23 protein-coding genes and 1 pseudogene are annotated in these 23,457 nt (G+C 41.6%); 7 read left to right on the top strand and 17 right to left on the bottom strand.

What is annotated here, in order from left to right:
- Positions 1 to 287 precede the first annotated feature (287 nt).
- Positions 288 to 680, bottom strand: a complete 393-nt coding sequence (locus AM228_RS01460; RefSeq protein WP_082348698.1) for a DUF3119 family protein — start codon at positions 678 to 680, stop codon at positions 288 to 290.
- A 114-nt stretch (positions 681 to 794) separates the two neighbouring features.
- On the opposite strand from AM228_RS01460, the gene AM228_RS01455 reads away from it, so the two are divergent.
- Positions 795 to 1,745: an oxaloacetate decarboxylase gene (locus AM228_RS01455; RefSeq protein ID WP_082348706.1), complete on the top strand. Its 951-nt coding sequence runs from the start codon at positions 795 to 797 to the stop codon at positions 1,743 to 1,745.
- 96 nt (positions 1,746 to 1,841) lie between these two features.
- On the opposite strand, the gene AM228_RS01450 is transcribed toward AM228_RS01455, so the two are convergent.
- From AM228_RS01450 to AM228_RS01435, 4 genes are all read right to left on the bottom strand, one after another.
- Positions 1,842 to 2,981, bottom strand: a complete 1,140-nt coding sequence (locus tag AM228_RS01450; protein WP_054464331.1) for a diguanylate cyclase domain-containing protein — start codon at positions 2,979 to 2,981, stop codon at positions 1,842 to 1,844.
- Between the two features lie 613 nt (positions 2,982 to 3,594).
- On the bottom strand, positions 3,595 to 5,637 hold the full coding sequence (locus AM228_RS01445) for an amylo-alpha-1,6-glucosidase (protein ID WP_054464330.1): 2,043 nt from the start codon (positions 5,635 to 5,637) through the stop codon (positions 3,595 to 3,597).
- Between the two features lie 552 nt (positions 5,638 to 6,189).
- Positions 6,190 to 7,059 carry a 16S rRNA (cytidine(1402)-2'-O)-methyltransferase gene (gene rsmI, locus AM228_RS01440; protein ID WP_054464329.1) on the bottom strand — a complete coding sequence of 290 codons (870 nt, stop codon included), beginning with the start codon at positions 7,057 to 7,059 and terminating at the stop codon, positions 6,190 to 6,192.
- A gap of 135 nt (positions 7,060 to 7,194) precedes the next feature.
- On the bottom strand, positions 7,195 to 8,577 hold the full coding sequence (locus AM228_RS01435) for an ATP-binding protein (RefSeq protein ID WP_054464328.1): 1,383 nt from the start codon (positions 8,575 to 8,577) through the stop codon (positions 7,195 to 7,197).
- A 300-nt stretch (positions 8,578 to 8,877) separates the two neighbouring features.
- On the opposite strand from AM228_RS01435, the gene AM228_RS01430 reads away from it, so the two are divergent.
- Positions 8,878 to 9,093 carry a hypothetical protein gene (locus AM228_RS01430; protein ID WP_054464327.1) on the top strand — a complete coding sequence of 72 codons (216 nt, stop codon included), beginning with the start codon at positions 8,878 to 8,880 and terminating at the stop codon, positions 9,091 to 9,093.
- 506 nt (positions 9,094 to 9,599) lie between these two features.
- Here the strand turns inward: AM228_RS01430 and AM228_RS01425 are convergent.
- Together AM228_RS01425 and AM228_RS01420 are read right to left on the bottom strand one after the other, a co-directional pair.
- Entirely contained in the window at positions 9,600 to 10,004 is a 405-nt protein-coding gene (locus AM228_RS01425) for a type II toxin-antitoxin system VapC family toxin (protein WP_054464326.1), read from the bottom strand.
- A complete protein-coding gene (locus tag AM228_RS01420; RefSeq protein WP_054464325.1) occupies positions 10,005 to 10,295 on the bottom strand; it encodes a hypothetical protein in 291 nt (96 codons plus the stop codon).
- A 481-nt stretch (positions 10,296 to 10,776) separates the two neighbouring features.
- On the opposite strand from AM228_RS01420, the gene AM228_RS01415 reads away from it, so the two are divergent.
- On the top strand, positions 10,777 to 12,054 hold the full coding sequence (locus tag AM228_RS01415; protein ID WP_054464324.1) for an aspartate aminotransferase family protein: 1,278 nt from the start codon (positions 10,777 to 10,779) through the stop codon (positions 12,052 to 12,054).
- A gap of 407 nt (positions 12,055 to 12,461) precedes the next feature.
- On the opposite strand, the gene AM228_RS01410 is transcribed toward AM228_RS01415, so the two are convergent.
- The 4 genes from AM228_RS01410 to AM228_RS01400 all read right to left on the bottom strand — a co-directional run bounded on the left by AM228_RS01410 (position 12,462) and on the right by AM228_RS01400 (position 14,512).
- Positions 12,462 to 12,776 carry a DUF5615 family PIN-like protein gene (locus AM228_RS01410; protein WP_255353134.1) on the bottom strand — a complete coding sequence of 105 codons (315 nt, stop codon included), beginning with the start codon at positions 12,774 to 12,776 and terminating at the stop codon, positions 12,462 to 12,464.
- A 59-nt stretch (positions 12,777 to 12,835) separates the two neighbouring features.
- Positions 12,836 to 13,066, bottom strand: coding sequence for a DUF433 domain-containing protein (locus AM228_RS01405; protein WP_054464322.1), 231 nt, complete (start codon positions 13,064 to 13,066; stop codon positions 12,836 to 12,838).
- Positions 13,067 to 13,097: 31 nt separating this feature from the next.
- The gene (locus tag AM228_RS35900) at positions 13,098 to 13,229 is read right to left on the bottom strand and encodes a hypothetical protein (RefSeq protein ID WP_255353128.1); all 132 of its coding nucleotides are present in this window, start codon (positions 13,227 to 13,229) and stop codon (positions 13,098 to 13,100) included.
- 281 nt (positions 13,230 to 13,510) lie between these two features.
- Positions 13,511 to 14,512 carry a hypothetical protein gene (locus tag AM228_RS01400; protein WP_054464321.1) on the bottom strand — a complete coding sequence of 334 codons (1,002 nt, stop codon included), beginning with the start codon at positions 14,510 to 14,512 and terminating at the stop codon, positions 13,511 to 13,513.
- A 642-nt stretch (positions 14,513 to 15,154) separates the two neighbouring features.
- Here AM228_RS01400 and AM228_RS01395 point away from each other — a divergent pair.
- From AM228_RS01395 to AM228_RS01380, 4 genes and pseudogenes are all read left to right on the top strand, one after another.
- Complete coding sequence (locus AM228_RS01395) at positions 15,155 to 15,781, top strand: hypothetical protein (RefSeq protein ID WP_054464320.1); 627 nt, start codon at positions 15,155 to 15,157, stop codon at positions 15,779 to 15,781.
- 315 nt (positions 15,782 to 16,096) lie between these two features.
- A complete protein-coding gene (locus AM228_RS01390) occupies positions 16,097 to 16,417 on the top strand; it encodes a nucleotidyltransferase domain-containing protein (RefSeq protein ID WP_054464319.1) in 321 nt (106 codons plus the stop codon).
- Positions 16,414 to 16,758 carry a HEPN domain-containing protein gene (locus AM228_RS01385; protein ID WP_054464318.1) on the top strand — a complete coding sequence of 115 codons (345 nt, stop codon included), beginning with the start codon at positions 16,414 to 16,416 and terminating at the stop codon, positions 16,756 to 16,758. Before AM228_RS01390 ends, AM228_RS01385 begins: the two co-directional genes overlap by 4 nt.
- A 223-nt stretch (positions 16,759 to 16,981) precedes the next feature.
- Positions 16,982 to 17,559, top strand: a pseudogene (locus tag AM228_RS01380) (Uma2 family endonuclease).
- A 72-nt stretch (positions 17,560 to 17,631) separates the two neighbouring features.
- Here the strand turns inward: AM228_RS01380 and AM228_RS01375 are convergent.
- The 6 genes from AM228_RS01375 to rfbC all read right to left on the bottom strand — a co-directional run bounded on the left by AM228_RS01375 (position 17,632) and on the right by rfbC (position 23,295).
- Positions 17,632 to 18,579 carry a glycosyltransferase gene (locus AM228_RS01375; RefSeq protein WP_054464317.1) on the bottom strand — a complete coding sequence of 316 codons (948 nt, stop codon included), beginning with the start codon at positions 18,577 to 18,579 and terminating at the stop codon, positions 17,632 to 17,634.
- Positions 18,580 to 18,664: 85 nt separating this feature from the next.
- A complete protein-coding gene (locus AM228_RS01370; protein WP_054464316.1) occupies positions 18,665 to 19,219 on the bottom strand; it encodes a hypothetical protein in 555 nt (184 codons plus the stop codon).
- Positions 19,206 to 20,324, bottom strand: a complete 1,119-nt coding sequence (locus AM228_RS01365; RefSeq protein WP_054464315.1) for an AAA family ATPase — start codon at positions 20,322 to 20,324, stop codon at positions 19,206 to 19,208. The genes AM228_RS01370 and AM228_RS01365 overlap by 14 nt, the downstream gene beginning before the upstream one ends.
- 263 nt (positions 20,325 to 20,587) lie before the next feature.
- Complete coding sequence (locus AM228_RS01360; protein ID WP_054464314.1) at positions 20,588 to 21,661, bottom strand: glucose-1-phosphate thymidylyltransferase; 1,074 nt, start codon at positions 21,659 to 21,661, stop codon at positions 20,588 to 20,590.
- A 137-nt stretch (positions 21,662 to 21,798) separates the two neighbouring features.
- On the bottom strand, positions 21,799 to 22,668 hold the full coding sequence (gene rfbD, locus AM228_RS01355) for a dTDP-4-dehydrorhamnose reductase (RefSeq protein WP_054464313.1): 870 nt from the start codon (positions 22,666 to 22,668) through the stop codon (positions 21,799 to 21,801).
- Positions 22,669 to 22,746: 78 nt separating this feature from the next.
- Positions 22,747 to 23,295: a dTDP-4-dehydrorhamnose 3,5-epimerase gene (gene rfbC, locus AM228_RS01350; protein WP_054464312.1), complete on the bottom strand. Its 549-nt coding sequence runs from the start codon at positions 23,293 to 23,295 to the stop codon at positions 22,747 to 22,749.
- Positions 23,296 to 23,457 lie beyond the last annotated feature (162 nt).

Below are 23,457 nucleotides of genomic sequence, written 5' to 3'. Positions count from 1 at the left end.
GCCCCGGTTCGTCTGCGGGGGCATCCGCCCAAACGTCCGCTGTGGAAAAATCTAGATTATTTGCCAATGAATCTGGGTTTTGACTTGGCTCTGAAATCATAAGTCAACAGTAAAAATCTTTAATAGTTTAAGCAATTTCTCACCCTTGCGTATATATAGATGCATCTAGATGCATCTATATATACGCAAGTCATTACTCAGGTTTGAGCAATCATTTTCATCTCGAATCGCCGCTTTTTCTGCCCCTCGAAACCCTGACGATTGCCCGTTTGGAATTTACCGATTCTTTACTTAATTTTTCTCGGACAGCGTTCTTCTAGACAGGTTTGCAGCATTTTGGGATTAAACAAAATTGGCAGAAAGTGAATGCTGTTCACTTCGCGAAAATAAAATAGAATCGGCACCGGAGGCCAAAAGATTTCCCAGTGAGACCAGTCTTGGTAGGGAAACTGGCGAATTCTTTGATTTGAGCGGTAAATATCCAAAGCGGTTTGAGTAAACTCCAAGCGAATTGTGGCGGTTTGAAACAACAAAAATACAGCCAATACCTCAACGGGCAAGCCAATCCAAACTTGAACCAGCAGTAGAGGAATGGCTGCGATCGCCAATACCAAAGGAATCACAAAACTAGGAGCCAGTCGAATCGTTTCTCTAATTTGGGGGGTATTCGTCGTAGTCACAAGCAATCCTCTCTTAACTGGTAAACACAGATTACGCTTTTATCAATAAAATAGATGGTCAATGCTTTTATATTCAATCATAATCCAACCATCCCTTTAGTCACCGCAAGCTTTATGACTCCCGGCCAAAAACTTCGACAACTGCTCCAAGAACCCGGACTGTTAATCTGTCCCGGCGTTCACGACTGTCTCAGCGCTCAAATCGCCGAACAAGTCGGTTTTGAAGTAATTTTTACCAGTGGGTTTGGCATCTCCGCCTCCACTTTGGGGCGGCCAGACTACGGTTTCCTCACCGCCACGGAAATGCTTTACAGTGTCAGTCGCATGGTTCAAGGGGTGAAAATTCCCTTAGTTGCGGATATTGACACCGGCTATGGCAATCCCCTCAACGTGATTCGCACTGTCACCGAAGCGGTACTTCTCGGTGTAGCTGGTGTGATCTTAGAAGATCAAGAATGGCCGAAAAAATGCGGGCATTTCCAAGGCAAACGGGTGATTCCGGCAGAGGACCATATTGAAAAAATTAAAGCAGCGGTCAAAGCAAGAGGCGAAAGTGGTTTAGTGATTATTGGTCGCACCGATGCTCGGGCGCCCCTAGGACTTGAAGAGGCCATTCGCCGAGGTCGGGCTTATTTTGAAGCCGGGGCCGATATTGTATTTATTGAGGCGCCCCAATCTGTTGAGGAGTTAAAAGCGATCGCCGCAGCTTTTCCCGATGCCCCGTTATTTGCCAACGCCATTGAAGGTGGCAAAACTCCCCTCATGTCGCCCCCGGAACTAGAAGCCCTCGGCTATAAAATCGCGGTATTTCCCTTGGCGGGTTTATTTTCTGCCACCAAAGCGATCGCCGACTGTTACAAATATCTGAAAGAACATGGCACCACCGTGGGCTTCGATCGCTTGCTCAACTTCCAGCAATTCGAGCAAATCATCAACATTTCCCAATATCGTCAACTCGAACAAGAATTTTCTGTCAACCCAACCACAAACCCAACTACAAACCCAACCACAAACCCAACTACAAACTCAACCACAAAGCCCCACCCCGAAGCCTCGGAACATTAGAAAGCAAACTGGATCGGCAACTGGGCAGCGGCGATTTCTACATTTCTACATCACCCCTGAAAAACCCAGTTTCCGAATCCATCACTCACTATTCGATCACTCACTATTAATTAAATCAATTTGCAGCGCTGGGCCAAAGCGAGCTAACTTGATAATTTCCCCACCATTTACCACTGCTTGCTCAACTTCTCTGTCATTAATATAGGTTCCATTTTGGCCGAAACTTTGTAATTCCCATGTCTGGCCAACCCACTGTAACTTCAGATGGTGTCTCGACACCAGGGGATGATATAACACAACATCATTATCCGCTGCCCGACCAATTCTAATCATGGACTTTTTCTCAAAAGACCAATGAATCATTATAGTGCGGTTAATATTTTCGATTTCTTTCAATGTGAGAGAAATTTTTTCACCTTGATTTTGTTGACAAGTCTGACAATTCATAGAATATTTGACACAATTGCGTCCAGACTGTTTCGCTTCATATAATTTGGCATCTGCCTCCGCTAACAACTGTTCCGGTGAAGATGCCTGATTGGGAATCATACTCGACAGACCCAAACTTAAGGTGACATATTCACTTACACTCGACTGACTATGGGGAATCCGAAGTTGTTCTGCTGCTGAACGAATGGTTGAAGCCACTTTAATCGCCCCAGATAGATCGGTTCCCGGCAAAACCACCACAAATTCTTCTCCCCCATAACGGGCAACTAAATCCGTAGAACGTTTGACAGCCCCGCGAATCGCTTGGGCTACTTTTTGTAAACATTTATCTCCGGCTGGATGTCCGTACTTATCGTTATACTGCTTAAAAAAATCTATATCACAGAAAATTAATGATAACGGTCTTTGATAGCGAATCAAACGATGCCATTCATGGTCAAGATATCGATCAAAGCAGTACCGATTAGCTACCTGGGTTAATCTGTCAATCGTCGCAAATCGATGCAATTTTTCATTTAGTTCTAGTAAATATTGTTCTTCTTCTTGATGTTTAAATATCTCTTGATTTAGTTTTTCTATTTTGGCTTCTAAATTTTGCAATATTTGATATTTTCGTGAATCAAATAAACGGGAGTATTCTCCTCTATAGTGATCGATTTGGTTTTTGATATCATCGATTAATTGAAACAATTGTTGCCAATTTTGATGATTTTGGCTATATCTGATGAAAGTAGCACTTTTTTTTTCTGGAGGATATTTTTGACTTAAATGAATTAAATTAGACATATTTAATCCTCAAACTCTCTCAGTATAATTTAACACATTTTCTCGGTTTTTGGTGCGATCCACATCAGGCTATGACTTGTTTTTCCTGACTGATTCAGAGGCGATCGCCCACCAAAATTCGCCCCAATCCGTATATCCTCTGATATTCGGCAAAATCATGTTTTCCCCATAACCATGTTTTCCCTAATCTCATCTCCGAGATTTTACTGAGATAAAATCTCTCAAATCTTCAATAATCTCAGTAAAATTGCGTAGACAAATGAGACTGAGTGATTAGGGCGATCGCGAAGCATTGCGGATGCAACTTCGCCTATTTCTTAGGGTCAGAGCCAAAATTTTAGGAGATATTTTATAGACTACTTTAAAAGATTGATAGTTCACGATTTTTCGTGAGGAGACAGAAAAGAGTGAAAAGTGAAGAGTGAAAAGTGATGCATTTCAATGAAATACCACTATTCACTATTCACTATTCACTATTCACTATTCACTATTCACTATTCACTTTTGACCAATAGCTCTAAAGAGTGAAAAGTGAAGAGTGAAAAGTGATGCATTTCAATGAAATATCACTATTCACTATTCACTATTCACTATTCACTTTTGACCAATAGCTCTATTTTGACTGTTTAATTTTCAAATAGGCAGCAGCCCGCAGCACTTCGGCGACGGTCCAAGCTTGGGCGATCGCCCCTTTGGGACGCATGGGGGGATTGCCATCAAAAATTTCGCTGAGACTACCGACACAAGCATCCATTAAATGATGAGCCATTGGTTCGAGAAACATCAGAGCTTGTTTTGGCTGGTGATAAACCCGAAGATAGGCGAGGACAAAAGGCCCCAGCAGCCACCCCCAAACCGTTCCCTGGTGATAAGCCCCATCCCGTTCAAAGGCATCGCCCTTGTAATAACCTTTATAGGCATGATGATCTGGACTGAGGCTGCGGAGTCCGTAGGAAGTCAGGAGCGATCGCGCACAGCTATCAACCACCCCGCGTTGTTTGGCTGGAGTTAAAGGACTATGACACAAAGACACGGCAAAAATCTGATTCGGTCGCAAAGAGTCATCGTGGTCTTGCGGCCCATCAACTACATCGTAACAGTAGTTTAATTCGGGATTCCAGAATCGGGCAAACCCGGCGATCGCTTGTTCGGCCATTTGCTGATATTCGGCAGCCGGATAATACATCAAGTCGGCAAATTCCACCATAATTTGCAGGGCGTTGTACCACAGGGCATTTACTTCTACGGGTTTGCCGATCCGAGGTGTCACCACCCAATCCCCGACTTTGGCATCCATCCAAGTGAGTTGAGTCCCGGACTCCCCACAATAAATTAAGCCATCACAGGGATCGACATGAATGTTATAGCGGGTGCCCCGACGATGCCAGTCAATAATATCCTTTAACACCGGCCAAAGTTCTCGCACCAACTGGATATCACCCGTCGCCTCATGGTAAGCGCGAATCGCCTCAAAATACCATAAAGTAGCATCTGCGGTGTTGTAATGGGGAGTTTGTCCGGCTTCGGGAAAGGTATTGGGCAACATCCCCCGATCAACTAAGGTCGCAAAGGTCTGTAGAATGGTGCGAGCAATTTCTGGTCGTCCGGTACAGAGGGTTAAACCGGGCAGGGCGATCATGGTATCTCGTCCCCAGTCACTAAACCAGGGATAACCGGCAATGATGGTTTTCCCTTCCGGGACATTTGGTAAAGGACGATTGACAATAAATTGGTCAGCGGCTAAGACTAATTGTTTAATCCAATTCGGGGCTTTTTTGGCTAAACGATAAGCTTTTGTCTCTTTGCTTTTTCCTTGCTTTTGGTAAGAACGTCTAATCAGATGTTTATGGTATTTTTTTTGGGCTTTTAAGCTTTGCTCTGGATCTAAATTCGCGAATTCTTCCGTACTGGCGACAATAGTGAAAGACTCTTCCGGTTGCAGTTCCGCCCGAAAGGTGGCAACTTGCAGATGATCTTCGCAATAGTCTAGTCCGCGATCGTGTTCTTGATTCAGGCAAAAGCCATAATACCACCGATGCACGGGTTCGATTTTCACCCCGGTTGCTTTTTCTGGTGCAAAGGAAGTACAACTGCGTAAATATAAAGATATCTCATTATTGGCCGAACAACTGATACAAACGCCGTTTTCTACAGAGGTCATGGTCATTTGCCAGTCATGGGCATGGGTTTGCTGATGGTGTTCCCGGTAATTGACTAAGGTGGCGATCGCCAGTTTCATTGGTTTAGTGGACCGGCGTAACCGATAAGAAATGTAAGTGGTATTTTCCCCTTGCTGCATCCAAATCCGTTTTTCTAACAAAGCATCTGCCAAAGCAAATCGCCAAACGGGAATATTTCCATCCAGGTGGAAGCTTTCTAAATATAAATTCCCTTGGGGACTGATGCTGCCATCAGCCCAACGATTGGTAAACAGGGGATAAAATTGACCGTTGTACTCAACGGTTTCATCTAATTTAGTCAGAAATAAAGTTCGCTCCACGGGTGGTTTGAGTGCGGCAATGAGTAACCCGTGATACCGTCGAGTCAGCATCCCGGCGATCGTGCCGGAAGCATAACCCCCAATGCCATTGGTGACAAGCCATTCCCTTGTTTCAGCCAATATGGTATTGCCACAAATTTCTCGTCCAAATTTCATAAGATTTACTCGCGATCGCCTCTATCTCCTTGTAGTTTGTTGCGTTTCAGGTAGACGGTTAAGAATTTACCCTCGCAAAACTATTGTAAACCAAACTTTTATGGTTAACGATATTTTTTTTCGGCCAAAATTCCGGTTTTTGTTCCGCATTAATACTCAGGAGTAAATTATATCATTGTTGTGTTTGTTTATTTCTGGCTAAAAGCGATCGACTTCCTGGAATTACCCGTACAAGTAACTAATTATGGAGATATCCCCCCTTGAATAGACTTTTGCCATCATCCGACGGGCTGATTTGGGAGGATATCTTCAGCATTTTCCGATAATTACAGCGGTTTCGCCCCTACTGAACCACGGTAGGACCCGCGCATTCCGTAGGGGCTTTCTGGCCATAAGGCATAAGGGCTGACGGATTATGCTTCGCAAGGACGTCCGTACATTAATATTTTAAGCATCAAACTTCTGCCGGAATGCTTCGCGCCTACAAATACTTTGTGGTTTACTCGCGGAGAAAATTGCTGTATGCTAAAATTGGGCTAATGCTAAAATTAGCTAATCATTTTCCCCTTCATTGCTTTCTGGGATTAGTAACGCTAACTGATAAATCTTGCGCCGAGAAACAGAGGTTCGTTCGGCCATGATTTTTGTAGCTTCAGATCGGGATATTCCTTGTTTTAATAAGTTTTCTAACTCGGTTTTCAGGGTGGTGTCAGAAATTTCCTCTGTTGCTTCACTTTTCCCGGCAATAACTAATGTAAATTCCCCTTGCGGTGGCACGGATTGATAGTAGGATAATGCCTCTCCAATGGTGCCGCGCCAAAATTCTTCATGGAGTTTGGTTAATTCTCGACCCAGGGCGATCGGGCGATCGCTTCCTAAACAATTAGCCAAATCTGCCAAAGTTTTCTCTAAGCGGTGGGGCGACTCATATAAAATAATCGTCCGGGACTCAGTTTCTAGCAAATCTAATCGCTGTTGGCGCTCTTTTCCTTTCGTCGGCAAAAAACCTTCAAACACAAATCTTTCGCTGGGTAATCCTGCCGCACTGATAGCAGTAATTGCCGCATTTGCCCCCGGAATGGGCACCACATTCACCCCCGCATCAATACAAGCTGTCACCATTTCATAGCCCGGATCGGAAATTCCCGGCATTCCCGCATCGGTGACTACCGCAATATTTTTCCCTGCTTTTAACTTATCCAGCAATTCGGGAATTCTTTGTTTTTGGTTATGTTCGTGATAACTAATTTGCGGCACTTTAATTTGAAAATGATTCAGTAATTTTCCTGTATGCCGCGTATCTTCCGCCGCAATATAATCTACTGACTGCAAAATTCGGACAGCCCGAAAACTGATATCTTCCAAATTGCCAATCGGTGTGGCGACAATATAGAGAATTCCTGCGGTTACTTCACTGTTCATGTTCTTGGTTATTGGTTCTTTGTTCTTGGTTTATAGAGATAAAAATAATGTAGGGTGTGTTAGGCGGTGAGATGAAAATTAGGCATCAACCAGAATCATCGGCATTTCACCGCCGTAACGCACCGGATTAATGCTTTACATCAAACATGAAAACCCTAGATAGGCTTTAACAATAGAATTTAGCTGAAATTTTGCAGGTTCTTGTCCGGCGACTTTTTCTACTAAACAGCGTCTATTTAAAGATTGCATAATCTGCCAAAATTTACTTTGAGATACTTCCAGATTAGCATAGGTTTGGGAAATTGCGATCGCCTCATCTTGAATTGCCAACCAGTGAACCACCTTCTTTTCTAATTCTGATAACCGCTCTAACTGAAACTCTAATTTTGCTTCTATATCACCTAAAAACAACTCCTCTCTTTCAATCAAATGAGCAGCCCTGCCGTCAAATAACTCCAGAATTGTTGCCGAGATAATATTTAACCAACCCGGATGACCTTGATATCGCTGGATTAATTCATCCCAGATTGACTCATCTTGTAACTTTTTTTGTCTAAAAATATCTTTAGCCGATGCTCCTAAGCCTTCAATCTTTAAGGATTTTGTGTACTCGTTTTCCTTTTCTAAAGTCTCGATATCTCCAGGTTTCTCCCAACTACTTAAAATCAAACAACTTTGATGAGAGGAGGTCGCCACTTGCTGAAAAAAATTATGATAATCTTTATATTCTGCTAAATAATGACCCGCTAAATGACCTGGTTTAAAAAGATGCTGCACGTTATCCAGGATTACTAAACAACGAGATGAACGAAAATAATCAATAATTTCTGGCAAGGGACTGGCTGAGGATTCAGCCAAAAAATGCGTCAGGTGGTCTTTCAGCTTCCCCAGTTTAGGCAAAGGTTCAAGACCCCGATAAATAATATAATCAAATTTTCTCTGAATTTCTGAGATTAATTTAAGAATCAAAGCGGTTTTCCCCATCCCACTTAAGCCATAAATTGTAATTAACCGAGCCCGATCATCGACCATCCATGATTTCAGAGTATAAATTTCTGAATCGCGCCCGTAATTATAGTTTAATTCTGGGGCGGTGGTTAGATCCACAAGCGGAACTTTATTGGGAACTGGCACAGAGGGCGATCGCTTTTCTGTATCCTCTAAAATCTGGGGATTCCCCCTACAAATATTCACATGATTTTTCTTAATATTATGATTACTAATAATTAACGATGAATCCCCAAAACTGTAAATAGTAGATCCAGCTTTATTTTCTAAAATCGCCCGCACATTGCTTTGCTCAATAGCTTCATCAAAAACGCCAGAGAGAAGTTTCCATAATTTTGCCCCCTCTTTTTTGACATGATCGTAACTATATCCATTTTGGTTGGCAATGTTTTGAAAATTTTTATATTGTAAAACACTTTCTAATATAGATTTTTGTAAAGAATCAAGATGTTGTCTGGTTTTAGCGAATACCTGCTCATCCGTCCATTTTGACAATTCTTGAATATCCATAGATGTTTTTCCCTCCTCATTTTTTTATTTTTGACACCAAAACCCACTGTTTGCCACTAATTTTTAACTTTTGTAAACCGAGAACTAAACCGCCCCACTAAATCCCACTATATCACACTAAATCCCGCCAATCTAATTTTCCCACTAAATGCCACTTCAATTTCAACCCAATCTAAAAATGACAAAGTATAATGTCAGATATTAAGCAAATCATCCTAAATTGACTGATTTGCTTAAGAAAAAATTCGGATACTGCATTCACAGTGGAATTATAGGTTTATTAGACTTGGAGGCATAATTATGAGTGAGAGTGATGATTTGGCCAAAGAAGTTGGAAAAGAAGTTGCAAAAACAACTGCTAGAGTTGTTACAACCGCAGTGGTAGGAGCTGCAACAGTCGGACTTGTTGGATTTTTCTTCGGAGGTCCTGCAGGGGCGGTTGTGGGTGCTAAGATTGGAGCCGCAAAAGGAGCAGCGCTTGGCGGATTGGGCGGAGACGGAGGAGCTTCTGTCTAGTAATCAAGAAAGTCAGCCGTAGGGTGTGCAGCTATTATAAATTAATATTTTTACCAACAATTATAATAGCTGTACATCCTACATACTATTTTACATATTTAAATCATAGTAAATTTTATTCTGAATAAAATTTACTATGATTTATGTTTTTACTTTGTTAAATTAAGTTAAATTAATCTATTTTTTTATTGTTTTACTCAATAATTTTTGCCGTAAATGTAGGGGCGAAGCATAAAGCCTGACGGCATAGCTTCGCTTACCGGGCAATAAATATGGGTTTTCACAGTAGTTGTTACCCGAATGCTTCGCCCCTACTGGTTAAATATGATTTAAATAAAAGTATTTATTCCTTCTTTGATCGCATTACAGAAATTTTCTATTGCCTGAATCACAAATATTGGTAGGGCGTTAGCGAAGCATTACCGCAGTGAGGGCGAAGCATTCCGGGATAAAGTTTCTGCTTTTAACCAATAATTTATCTGCCGGAATGCTTCGCCCCTACAGGTTTACGCTATTAACCAATTTTCTAGCTGTAAGTCTTTAACCCTAGTTAAGTCAGAATCGTGGGAAACTAAAATTAATCCATGAGCGATCGCAGTAGCGGCGATCAAAATATCTGCATCTTGAATAATCCTCCCTTGACGGGTTAAATCTGCATCAATTTCTGATGCTTTTTGAAAAATCCTCAGATCATCTAAAAATAAAATGGGATAATCTTGACAAAATTGTTCAAATAAAGCCAGTTTTTTGGTGGCATTAGTTCTGAGCAGACCTCTTTGGATTTCATAGTAAGTTATCCCACTAATACCAATAAATTGACCTTGATACCTGAGTTCTCTGATTTTTAATCCGATTTCTGGATTTTGTTTGAGAAAAGCGGAAACAATGTTAGTATCTAATAAATAACCCATTTACCCTCGCTTAACTGATTCATCAAAAAGTCGCATTTGCTCTGGAGTAAAATCATTGAGCATTCCTGAGACTAAATTTAAAGACAAAATACTTTTAATCCGTTTGGTTAATTCTTCCTCTGAAATACTATTCAGGTCGGGAATGGCTACCGGATTAAAATTTTGATTAATCATCAGAATCATTTCCTGGCGATCCAAGTTTTCTTGGTAAATCGGATTATTGTTAATTAAGGTTTCGACAATTTGGGTTAATTTTTGACTATTCGTTTGATGGTTAGTAACTTGAGTCATGTTCAAGCCTCCGCAAAATAATATTGTTGACTGGAAAAATGATTGTTTTGTCCGGGTCTGTAAGGGCGAAGCATACTCTTCGATAAAGCTTCGCCTACGGGCAGTTAATTCTCGGTTTTCACCATTAAGATAATTACCCGAATGCTTCGCCCCTACTATCTGATTTGCAAATATGGGATGCTGCCAAATACCAAAGCATTTACTCTGGAATCATTATAACTCTTAACAGGATTTTCTCCAATTTTTGATGGTTATGGGTGATGACTGATTCGTGGTGAGTGTTTCGTTTCTCTCCCTATCAGCGACGACCAACAAATAACAAATAACCAACAACAAACAACAAACAACAAGCAACAAAAGAATCCCTACCCAATAACAAAATAATTCGTGAGAGTCCGATCGCACATAACAGTCTTGTCGATCGCTTTTCACTATACTAAATCCGAATAAGGCATTGAAATTATGATGAGAGGAACTGCCGGTGACTCCAGAAACTTTAACTCAAAAACCTTCTGTCACCTCGACTTCAAAGGAGTTTAACTCCTTTAGTGCGGCTGAATTTGACGATGCGGTGATGGAAACTTATGGCCGTTTTCCCATTGCTTTGACCAAAGGCGACGGCTGTCGCGTATGGGATACGGACGGGAAAGAATATCTAGATTTTGTGGCGGGAATTGCTACTTGTACCCTAGGACACGCTCACCCGGCAATGGTGGCGGCAGTGACGCAGCAAATGCAAACATTGCACCATGTTTCTAATTTGTACTATATCCCGGTACAAGGTCAGTTGGCTCAGTGGTTGGTGGATCGTTCTTGCGCCGATCGCGCTTTTTTCTGCAATTCCGGGGCCGAAGCGAACGAGGGGGCGATTAAATTGGCCCGCAAATACGCCCATACGGTGTTAAATATTGACGACCCAGTGATTTTAACTGCCCATGCGAGTTTCCACGGGCGGACTTTGGCCACTATTACAGCTACGGGTCAACCTAAATATCAGAAGAATTTCGATCCCCTGGTGCCCGGATTTTGCTATGTGCCGTTTAATGACTTGGAAGCGATTAAAGCCGCGATCGCCCAACTCGACGGGGGCGAAAAACGGCGCGTGGCGGCCATTATGCTGGAAGCTTTGCAAGGAGAGGGGGGTGTCCGTCCCGGTGACGTGGCTTATTTCCAAGCAATTCGCCAAATTTGCGATGAAAAAGGCATTTTGCTGATTTTGGATGAAGTCCAAGTGGGAATGGGACGTTCTGGCAAACTTTGGGGTTATGAAAATCTGGGCATTGAACCGGATATTTTTACTTCTGCCAAAGGGTTGGGCGGTGGCATTCCCATTGGGGCGCTGTTGTGCAAATCCCATTGTGATGTGTTTAAACCGGGGGATCATGCCAGCACTTTTGGCGGCAACCCCTTTGCTTGTGCGGTCGCTTTGGCGGTTTGTCATACTTTGGAAAGCGAAAATTTACTGGCGAATGTCCAAGACCGGGGGCAACAGTTGCGCCAAGGTTTACAGGCGATCGCCGCTAAATATCCCACTCTGGTGGAGGAAGTGCGCGGCTGGGGTTTGATTAATGGTTTGGAATTAAAGGCAGATAGCCCGATCGCTTCTACTGACCTGGTGAAAGCGGCAATTTCTCAAGGATTGCTGTTAGTTCCCGCAGGCCCGAAAGTGGTGCGCTTTGTTCCTCCGTTAATTGTTTCTGCCGCAGAAATCGATCGAGCTTTGCAACTGTTTGAAAGTGCGATCGCGCAACTGGTCTAAAGGGTCTTCTAAAGGGTCTAAAGCTTTTTGGTGGTGATTCACTAATTCATTCTAGCTATCAGCAGTCAGCGATCAGGTATCAGGGGCTAATAGCTGACTGCTGAAGATAGTTATAAAGTCGATATGACTTGAGTCAGTTGGAGAAAAATAGAGCGTGAAAGGGTGATCGCTCACGAATAGAAACCGGGTTTTTACCCAACATCTAGGTTGACAAGCATACATTTATCGAAAAAACCCGGTTCTCTCCTTGTGGGAAAAGAGGCGATCGCTGTTTAGTTGAGAAACCGGGTTTTTATTCCATTGCAGGGATTAACTAACAAAATTTATCGAAAAAACCCGGTTCTTTCCTTGTGGGAAAAGAGGCGATTCCGCGCAGCGGATCCAGAGACGGGAATCGCACATCATAATTATGACTTAGATGGAATAATCGGCAAAATTTTAACTCGAGAACGAGCGGGATCGATCGTAATTAAAGCACCGCGATCTAATTCGGATTCAAACTGACGCAGAACTTGAATTACGATATTTTCCAAGGTAGTAGGTAAGATATCTTGCGTTCTTACTTGAATTACACTTGGAGCGGTAGCTTGGGTAGTGGCTAGAAGTATGCCAAAATCCAGGTCGTGAGTGAAAACAATATAGCCGTTAGTATTAGCCCAATTCATAATTATTTGGTCTATGGCGGCTGGATCTCCCACATTTAACCAGTGAACTGACTCAATTGAATATTTAGCAAAAATCCCAACTCAATCCGGTGATAGGTTCATGTCTATTAATATTTTCATGTCACCATCAGGGGTACTTCTTGTTCTTCTACTCGCCAAGCTGCATAAGCTAGGGCTTCATATATATCGGCTTCTTCTAAATAAGGATAGGCTTTCAAAATGTCAGCGGGGGTGTGACCGGAGGCCATTAGACCAACGATCGCTCCTACGGTTACTCTCATCCCTCGAATGCAAGGTTTACCACCCATAACTTGGGGATTAAGAGTAATTCTAGTTAATGTTTTCATAGTAAAAATTAGGGCTTTGATTAAGCTTTGATTAAATTATATCATCAGGCGATCGCTGTTTGGGGGGAAAGAGGCGATCGCACATATTCAGGGTAGGGTGTGTTAGGCGCGAAACTATCTTTAACTCAAACCAACCCTTGAAAATCGCGCCGTAACGCACCATATTTTCTTCTAAAAATAAATGCGATAATTCAGCGTAGGGTGTGTTAGGCGCGAAATAATTTCAAACTTCAACCAATAATTTACAATCGCGCCGTAACGCACCTAATTATATAATATTAATCCGATAATTTAATCAATAAAAATTTTCGATAATGGGTCGATGATTATGCCGATGATTTGGTGCGTTAGGCGGACTTAGAGATTATTTATTTTCCGCAAAATATTATCCCCGCCTAACGCACCCTACCATTACTTAAAAACCGTTATAAACCCCAATGTAAATCAATCTCTATCTGGGATATTACACTCAGGACATTCTCCAAAATACCACTGACCCTCGTCTTCATTGTACCAACTTTCCCAAACATCTCCCGAATCGAATGTTTCAAATTCATCCTGACTTTCAAAGATTCCCGAAACTTGTAAGAGAGAAGGTTTATTTTTTTGTTCTTGTTTTTGCTGAAAAATTTTTAATGCTTCACAAGGATCTTCCTTAGAAGATTCAATATTCCAGACTTCCTCAAAAGAAGCAGTAGAATATTCGTCTTCGTCTGCGGTTTTTCTAGCATAAACTTTCACTATTTCTCCATAAAAAAAGCTGGCAATATAAGCTGATGGCGTTTTAATCCGATCATAGCCACGTACCACTTCATTATCATATTCGACAACCACATCATAACCACCAGGTTCATGTGACTGAATATTTGTTCGATATATATCTGCAACCCAAAATACACGATTGACAAAATTTTCTGGCAAACCAATATAAACCCGTTGAGGTTCTTCATTGCTCCTTGCCTCAAGTCTATATTTTCTAATTTTTTCAAGTATAGATGGCTGGCTTGTTTGATTTTTTTGCTCTAATTCTTGCCGCTGATTAATTAGGTCATTACGTTTCTGAGTTAACTCATTTTTTTGATTTTCTCCAACTAAAGCAATTGTAATTTCACCTAGCCATTCTGGTGCCGAATTGTCAATATCACACCAAATTTTCTCCATATAGGCAACTAAATCAGTTTTATGAGGTTCGGGGATATCCTTAGCATCTAGCCAAATTAGACTAACTTTTTCGCGTTCGGTATGCTCGATTTCGTACCAGAAGCTAACATTTTCTACACACCCAGAGTCTAACTGTTCCGCCAGTTGTGGATAATCATACTTAATTTTACTTATGTGAAACCAAACACCTTTACTACTGCGTTGATTTGTTTTCTTAAGGGTGCGGCTTACAAAGCCAAAGCCTCTTCCATTATATTCCTGAACCTGACCAAATTCGATATTCATTAATTTAACTACCCTGTAAGTTTGATTTTAGACCGGATCATTTTCTGTATTGTAAGAAAGAGGAGAGAGGATAGAGAAAAGAGTAAGAATAAGTCTTTTTACAAAGATGGGATGCCCGCAGTTTAGACTATTATAATCAGATTTAATCGCGACCAGAAAGAAAACCATTCCAGTCAAAATCGGGTATAATATCTCAAATTCGACCTGTCACCAATGCCAATGGCAGCACGATATCCTGTAAGATATCTTCTCTCCCAGTGCCGTTATCACCTATGATAAGATCATAAGTTATGAGCCTTGTCCCGCGCTACTTTAATCTTTGGGTATCTAGGCGAGTTTTTCTGCACCCCCTTCTATTTTCTAACAATATTTTTCTAGACAGGTTGCATATTCTGGATTTTCCTTGGATTTCTGCATCAACAATCAAAAATAATGACAGATTAATTATCTGTCTGATTGAAAAATGCTATACGCTCACATAATCTCTATTGTCATCTGACACAGACACAATCGACAAGACGGAAAAGGGCGGAAAAAGACTGATAAAGACGGGACTTTTATTAAAAAATGTTAAGCGGGCGGATAATGACGGATAATGGCGGATAATGGCGGGTAAAATTTCAGAGGAGTCATCATAAAGGAATGGACTGGGAAACTGTGTTGCAGTCAATTGATGAATTGGTCTTTAAACAAACCAGGAAACACCTTGATAGTCTGCAAGTGGAAATTTTGAAGGGAGTGCTCAATGGTCAGAAGTATCCCGAAATTGCCAAACAGTATAAATGCACCAAAGGTCATGTTAAAGATGAAGCCTATAAACTTTGGCAAGTTCTGTCAAAGACTTTTGGGGAAGATGTTAATAGGTCGAATTTTTGCGCTACAGTTCAACGGTTAGGATTCGCAAATTATCAGTCTACTCTCATTGGAAATCGTGTTCGTGTTGGTAATATTAATCTTTGTCCTAATTCCGATCGCCCAAGATTAGAAAATGAAGATGCGGGAAATCAAGAATTAATTCAAGACAAGACAAAAACCAGTGGCGATTCCCGGACGCTTCGCGATCGCGCATCGGAACCCCTTCGCGATGTTGCATCCGCGCCGCTTCGCGATGTTGCATCCGCAACGCTTCGCGAACGCGCCTTTGAAACTCTTTTATACGAAACCAAATTAAATAGTTTATCCAAATTAATCCAACTGGGTTTAAGCGCAGAACAAATTGCCGAAGTGCTAGATTTACCCTTAGAGAAAGTGCGTGAATTAATGGAATAGAGGAACGATTCATGGGATACATTTTTAGTAAAGTAATATTACCCCTTGGCCATTGCCTGATGTAAAAAGCTTGCCCGGTTGATTTTGGGGTAGGAGGCGATTATATTTAATGATTAACTGCTAATTACAGCAATTTTATATTGGATCTACCACAAGTGCCTGTAGGGGCGAAGCATTTCGGCAGATAACCTATTGCTTAGAACACTAAATGGACTGCCGAAATGCTTCGCCCCTACGGAATGCAACGCCGCCCTGAAAACCGCTGTATTTGTAGTGGAAATTTTACAGTAAATTAATTATTTGTGATTACGCCCTATGTCCGAACAATTACAAATCCTGCTAAAGCAACTGCGATCAGATTTATTGGAATTATATGGAACTCGACTCGATCGCCTAATTTTATTTGGTTCTCAAGCGCGGGGAACTGCCACAGAAAATTCCGATATTGATGTATTGATTATCCTCAAAGGTCAAGTTAATCCGGGGGAAGAAATCAAACGAACGGGACATTTGATTTCTGACTTATCTCTGCAATATGATCTCACAATCAGTCGTCTATTTATGGATTCGGAAAAATTCTCTACAGCCAATACTCCATTACTGCTCAATATCAGAAAAGAGGGAATTACATTTTGACCCCAGAACAAGAAAACTTACTGCAAAAATCTATCACCAGCTTAGAAGCAGCCAAAATTCTCCAAACTAATGAATTTCCAGATTATGCGGCATCTCGCGCTTATTACAGTATGTTTTATGCTGTTGAAGCCATTCTTTTACAGAAAGATTTATCATTTTCGAGTCATGCAGCCGTGATTTCTGCTTTTGGTCGGGAATTTGTCAAAAGCGGTATAGTTCCGAAGGAATTTCATCGTCTGGTAATTGATGCCCAAGATTTAAGAAATACTGGCGATTATGGAGAATTAAATGCTGTAAGGATCGCCCAATCCCAAGTGCAGATTAACAATAAAAAATCCTAGAATTTACCAAAAAATTTCTCCAGTAGTTTCATCTACCATCCTCTTTTATATTGTTTTTAGTCCGCCAGAAAGCGGACTTGGTTCTTGTAGCCACGGATTTAAATCCCTGCCTGGATTTACCCTTAGATTGCGCGAATTAATGGAATAAAGAAACGACTCATGGGATACATCGTTGCCCAGTAGACTACTATATTATTAATACCCACTCCAATGGTTAACGAACATGACTATATCTTTGGCCAAATGGACAATGGAAGACTATCACCAGATCGTCGAAACTGGCTTACTCGACGATCGCCCCGTGGAACTACTCAATGGAGAAATTGTAGAAATGTCCCCAGAAGGAGTTCCTCACGCTTATTTCAGCACTAAAGCTGGCGAATATTTGACCCGTTTACTGGGCGATAAGCCTGACGGCATAGCTGACGCTTACCGCGCCTTAGTCAGTCCAGCTAAACCCATCACATTGCCCAACGACTCCGAACCCGAACCAGACATTGCTATTGTGCAACGTTTGGGACGAGAATATCTCAACCACCATCCCTATCCTGAAAATATTTTTTGGTTAATTGAATATGCCAATAGCAGTTTAGAAAAAGACTCAACCTTAAAATATCGTATCTATGCGGAACGGGAATTCCTGAATATTGGTTAGTGAATTTAAAGCGTGGGGAACTCATCGTATTTCGCGAACCCAGACATGGGGAATATGCCTCAAAAATGACCTTAACCGACGGTGAAATTACCCCATTAGCATTTCCCGATGTCAAAATTTCTGTGGCTGCTTTGATTTCCGACTAAAATGCGATCGCGGAATCTCATATAAAGTAGTGGTAGTGTTAGCAGCGACACCACGCCTAACGCAACCTACCACTACTTTGTGTTCTCTGTGTCTCTGTGGTGATTATCTGAGTAATTTTTATCGGATTTAAGATAACTCAAAATTCCCTTAATTTTACCTAACCCAACTGCGCGATTCCGCAAGGCGGATCGCTTTAGCGAATCGCGCAGCAAAAACCATAAACCATTTAACCCTAATCTGAGCAATCTCAACCAGAAAACAACTGGATGACAATACTTGTTAATCGTGAATAAATAACTATAGGTACTATGATAATACTTATGGAATAAATTTTGATTAGTAATTTGCGAAGGTTGGTGAAACACTGCCAGATGATTCGTCATGGCTATAACATGACCTTTTTGAGCATAACGCTGACAAAAATCAAAATCCTCGTAATATAAAAAATAATCTGGGTCAAATTCGGGACAAGTATCAAACTTTCTTAAATTCAGTAAAAAACTACAGCCTGTCACCCAAGCACAAGAAATATATTCAGCATCGGGATTGTGCAAAAATAAATTATCTTTAATAATAATCGACCCAGTATAGCGATTAAATTCCCCTCCCCCAAACCAAACATCCCCACTGGGTTCATAAACCATTGTGCCTAAAATAGAAACTTCGGGATGATTGCTAAAAAAGTCCGGCACTTTTGCCAAAGAATCCGTCAGCATCAGGGTATCGGGATTAATCAGCCAAATAATAGCTTCTGGGTCTTGGTCATAAACCCAGTGGATGCCTAAATTACACCCTTTACCAAATCCTAGATTTTCCCCAGCCTGCAAAATTACCGTTTTTTCCTGATTTAATGCTTCAATTTCGGCATCATCCGGGGAATTATTTACGATAATTAGTTTATAGGGTATTTTGGCTTGTGTTTCCAGGGATTTTAAAAGATTGGTAATTAACTTTGATGAGTAATAGTTAACGGTCAAAAAGTAGATAAATGGTTTTAATTCTGCCTTATTTTCAGTCATAAATTATATCAATAAAGTTGTAATAATAAATTAAATTATTATTGTTTTTATTTATATCTTGGTTTAATTCATGGTTGACCAATTATTATTTTAATAGGATTAATAAACGCTGTAATTCCCCGCAAGCTGCCTGGAGAGACTCCGGTGCGTTTGTCGATAATTTATGAGAGCGGCATTCCTCGGCTAACTGCTCAACATCTGGTTTACAAAAAGCCTCATTATTCTCAAATTTTGCATAACTATCCTCCTCATTGACAAATTCTCCTTGTAAATAATGTATCCATGTTTCAATATTGCGTTTAGGAATAAAGATAGCGATCGCCTCATCTGATCGACGGTCTGGTTGGGCATCTGCGCTAAGAGCATCTGCTAACTGATTAAGTCGTTCTTGTAATGTTCCCTTATCTGCATCAATTAACACGACTAAGCCAATCGCAACCCGGTTTCTATTCTGACGATAGGCTTTGACTTCTGCTGCGTATTGACTGCGTACATACTGTTCTCCTGATTGGCTACCTAAAGGGCAAATTTTAGCTCTGATGATACCAGTAAAACCTCGCATTTTTAGGAAATGACGAGCAAAAACTTCCTGCTGTCTATCTTCACACAGGATAACGATTTGAACTCTATGCTGGCTCATTCAACCATCCCCTTGCAATTAATTCTGAAACAGGTAATCCAGAATTATCAGCCACTTCAATACTAATTCTTTTTAATCTTACAGGGGCATTACTTTGCCGGTCAAACCAATAACCAATCGGTGAAGCCAAAAGGTAGTTAATTAACTCAGGATGGTGAGAAATTAGTAAAGTTTGCAGTTTTCTTTCACTACAAAAGTCATAAAGCTGAATCAACCAAGGTTGAATTTCCGGCAAAGCTAAAAAGTTTTCCGGTTCATCAATACATAAAGTATAGTCTTCTGATCGCGTCCCATAAATCATGGTATATAAAGCAACTAAAGCTTTTTGACCGTCTGATAATTCTCCCAGCCGATATTCAATTAATTGGTTACTATTATTTCCACCGGCTAAACGTAATTTTAACACTTGATTTTGTTCGCTAACTCGTTCAAACTTAAAGCTGTTGAAACCATCCAGAACATCTTTTAAAACATTGCTGATTTCAGCGACTTTGCCTTGGTCTTGAGAAAGATACCGATACCAAGAAACAAAATTTTCCATCTGGGTATTTAGCCGCATTTCTTCTTGGTTGCTTTCATCAGCCATTAAGCTAGGAATCATTCGGACAATAATAATTCGTTGGATTCTTTCTCTAAACCAAGTTAACTTTGTATTGTCATTTCTTGGCATCAACGAAGGCAGCATGGACTGCGACCAGTCAAATGAGTATTGAGGACCTTCTGAATGATTGTCTCGATACAGTTGAACTTCGCCTAACTCAAATTTTAGTAAAGGCTGGTTATCATACCACAAACGCTCATATTCAACCCGACATCGATCGCGCTCATGTCCAATCCCCAACTCATATTTATAGCTGCCGCCATTGCCGATAATCTCTAACTCAAACCGTTGTAATGGTGCAATTTGCCAACGAGTGCAATCTGAGGATTTAAAAATTCCTTCTATCTTGCGATCGCCGCTAACAAATGCTTGAATTTTCTGCAATACTTCAAAAACCGTTGATTTCCCGGAGCCGTTAGCACCGAGAAATAAATTAATTGCATCAACATTAAGCTCAAAATTGACCAAGCAGCGAAAATTATCAATGTAGATCCGTTTGAGCATAAGATTTTGTGATTAAAATGAAACTGCCGTAACCATCTAATACTTACTCTAGCATTAGTCATGGGTCCAATGCGGGGAAACGCCCCCTCCTCCTGAAGAAGCCGGATTTTTTGCTCTGGAGGAATGGGGGGCTGTTTAAAGATCGGGAGGCAGCGCCTCCAGGAAGGCATTCCCAGGCAGAGCCTGGGAACGAGGAACAATCAACCAACAACAATCAACGAACAACAATCAACGAACAACAATCAACGAACAACAATCAACAATTAAAATAACTCTACTTGAGAGTCATCGCCAATCATAAATCGTAAGGCTTTGGGACGGCGAGAAGCTACCGTTAAATTGGCTCGACGACCAATCACACTATCGACTAAACGTTGCTGAATGCGATCGATTTTTGCCCCGCGTAAAATAACGCTATGTTCTAGGTCAGCATCAATTAAGGTTGCTTCATTGGCGATACTGCTATAAGGGCCGATAAAGCAGTTTTCTAAATAACAATTTTCGCCAATAATTGCTGGGCCACGGATGGAAGAGTTGATTACTTTGGTTCCGGCGCCAATTTTGACTCGGCCAATTACTTGACTCCGGTCATCTATTTCCCCTTCTACAGAAGGAGTAATTTGCGTATCGAGAATAATTCTATTGGCTTCGAGGAGGTCATCTTTTTTCCCGGTATCCAGCCACCAACCTTGTAATGTACAAGCTTCTACAGGTTTTTCTAGGTCAATTAACCGCTGGATCGCATCGGTAATTTCTAATTCACCCCGGGCGGAAGGTTTGATTTGTGCGATCGCCTCATGGATAGCACTAGAAAATAAATAAACCCCTACCAATGCTAAATTAGACGGGGGTTCTTTGGGCTTTTCAATTAACTGTAAAACTCGACCTTTTTCATCTACTTTCGCTACCCCAAAAGCGCTGGGATTAGACACTGCCCGCAACAAAATTAAAGCATCAAGATTTTGCTGATTAAACTGGGTCAAAAACGAGTCAACGCTGCCTTCAATAATGTTATCCCCCAGATACATAATAAAAGGAGAATCACCTAAGAAAGGTTGGGCGATTTTGACTGCATGAGCCAATCCTGCGGGTTGTTCTTGGAGAATATAAGTAATCTTGGCGCCAAAGCTATCGCCATTCCCAGTCACCTGTTTAACTTCTTCTCCAGTTTCGGGACTAATAATAATCCCAATGTCCGTAATTCCAGCGGCAACAATGCTTTCAATTCCATACCAAAGAATCGGTTTATTCGCCACGGGTACCAGTTGTTTTGCCCCAGAATAAGTCAGCGGTCTTAACCGGGTGCCTTTGCCCCCAGAAAGAATGATTGCTTTCATGTTTTTTGCCAAAATAAAGAGTATAAACAGCTTAGTGGTTGGTGGTTGTTAGTTGGTGGTTATTTGGAGCAGCCAAACAACTTTCCAACAAGCAACAAAAGAATCCCTACCCAACAACAATTATCAATTATCAATTGTTAATTATCTTGATAATCTTTCAGCATAAGACGCAATGATTGCCGCCAATGGGGGGGATGAGTACCGATAACAGCAGAGATTTTGCGATGAGAAAGAACGGAATAAGCGGGACGTTTTGCCGGGGTGGGATATTCAGCGGTGGTAATGGGCACCACCCGTTGCACTTGCAAGGGAAAACCCAGGGCTTTGGCTTCTTCAAAGATGGCGATCGCGAAATCATACCAGCTACAAACCCCACTATTGGTATAGTGGTAAATCCCGGATTCTGGGGAATTTTGAATCATACAGACGATCGCCTCAGCCAAATCCTTCGTCCAAGTGGGACTGCCCACTTGATCCGTCACCACCCGCAACTCGTCCCGACTACTGCCCAAACGCAGCATAGTCTTAACAAAATTGCCAACTCCCCCGACACCATAGACCCAAGCGGTTCTGACAATAATATAGTCGCCCCCCACTTGCTGAATGGCCTCTTCTCCCGCTAATTTAGATTTGCCATAAACCCCAATGGGATTAGTAGGATCCGTTTCTTGGTAGGGATGACTTTGGCTGCCATCAAACACATAGTCCGTAGAAACATGAATCAACCGGGCGCCCAGTTTGAGGGCTTCTGCCGCTAAAATCCCCACCCCAGAGCCATTCACGGCCATCGCCAGATCCGGTTCGCTTTCCGCCTTGTCCACTGCCGTATAAGCGCAGGCATTGACGATCAAATCCGGTTTGACCTCACCGATTACCTGACGAATCATGTCTGGTTGCGATAAATCCAGGGTTTCGCGATCGACCCAGGTGACATCCCCCAATTTCACCAACATCGGGTGTAATTCTTGGCCAAGTTGACCGTTAATCCCAGCGAGTAAAATTTTCATTTCTGTCCCGGTTTGTTTGTTAATTTTTGCTTATTCGTCCTTACCGTAGCGGTCCATAAATGTCGGTTATTCCCTGACTTATGGGAACACCTCCGCAGAATTTAACCGTTGACCGGCTTGGTCTTTCGCCGATAAAATTGGCTCGGCACCATTTAACGGCCATTCGATGCCAATATCAGGGTCATTCCAGAGAATACAGCGATCGTACTGGGGAGCGTAGTAGTCCGTGGCTTTGTACAACACATCCGCCGAGTCGGAAACCACTAAAAAGCCGTGGGCAAAACCCGGTGGCACCCAAAATTGCCGTTTATTTTCCCCACTCAGCAGACAACCGACCCATTGACCAAAGGTGGGAGAACTTTTTCTAATATCTACGGCAATATCAAATATCTCACCGGCAACCACCCGGAGTAATTTGCCTTGGGTTTGTTGAATTTGGTAGTGCAGTCCCCGCAGGACGTTTTTGCCCGATCGCGAGTGATTATCTTGGACAAACTGAGTTTTAATGCCCGTTGTTTCCGCAAACACTCGCTCATTGAAGCTTTCAAAAAAAAATCCGCGATCGTCCCCAAAAACTTTGGGTTCAATAATTAATACATCTGGGATTTCCGTGGGAATAATATTCATGGATGCTCCAGCATAATTGTCACAGTGTCTTGTGAATTTTAACATCAAAATTTAACCAATTAATCCGAGCAAAAAAAGATAATTCATTTAATTTTTTTGGAAAAATCACTAATTCTAAAAAATTTGCTAAAAATTTATTTTACCGAAAAGCGAAATTTTGCT

It is taken from the genome of Planktothricoides sp. SR001 (genome assembly GCF_001276715.1).
GTDB lineage: Bacteria > Cyanobacteriota > Cyanobacteriia > Cyanobacteriales > Laspinemataceae > Planktothricoides > Planktothricoides raciborskii.
The sequence above is the reverse complement of the archived record's forward strand: the minus strand, read 5'-3'. Positions and strand labels throughout refer to the sequence as shown.